The following is a 261-nucleotide window of genomic DNA, read 5'->3' as shown; positions in this document are numbered from 1 at the left end:
AGGGAAACTAGTATGCATACACATATCACCAGACATTATCGAACACGGGGTAGATTGGTGGGAAATCTAATGGCGACAATTTGTTCTCGTGTCGCGACCTTATCGGATCTTCAAACCCGGTTCACTATTCTCGACGTCTATGTCGCTTGCGGAGCCGGCGCCGGTTGGGGAACAGGCTCTGCGGGGGCGCCGCCAGAGGTAGGACCAGGGCCCGGCGCGCCGCGCATGGCAGGTCCGCCCTCATACGGCATCGTCTCAGAG

The 261-nt window shown here is 58.2% G+C and carries 1 protein-coding gene; it reads left to right on the top strand.

All coding sequences use genetic code 11. The features are described from left to right. Positions 1 to 69: 69 nt before the first annotated feature. A partial coding sequence (locus tag ACLJNW_RS26125) for a hypothetical protein (RefSeq protein ID WP_410961494.1) occupies positions 70 to 261 on the top strand: 192 nt, incomplete at its 3' end.

Origin of the sequence: Salmonella sp. SAL4457 (assembly GCF_046548235.1) — a bacterium.
Taxonomy (GTDB): Bacteria; Pseudomonadota; Gammaproteobacteria; order Enterobacterales; family Enterobacteriaceae; genus Salmonella; species Salmonella enterica.
The sequence above is the reverse complement of the archived record's forward strand: the minus strand, read 5'-3'. Positions and strand labels throughout refer to the sequence as shown.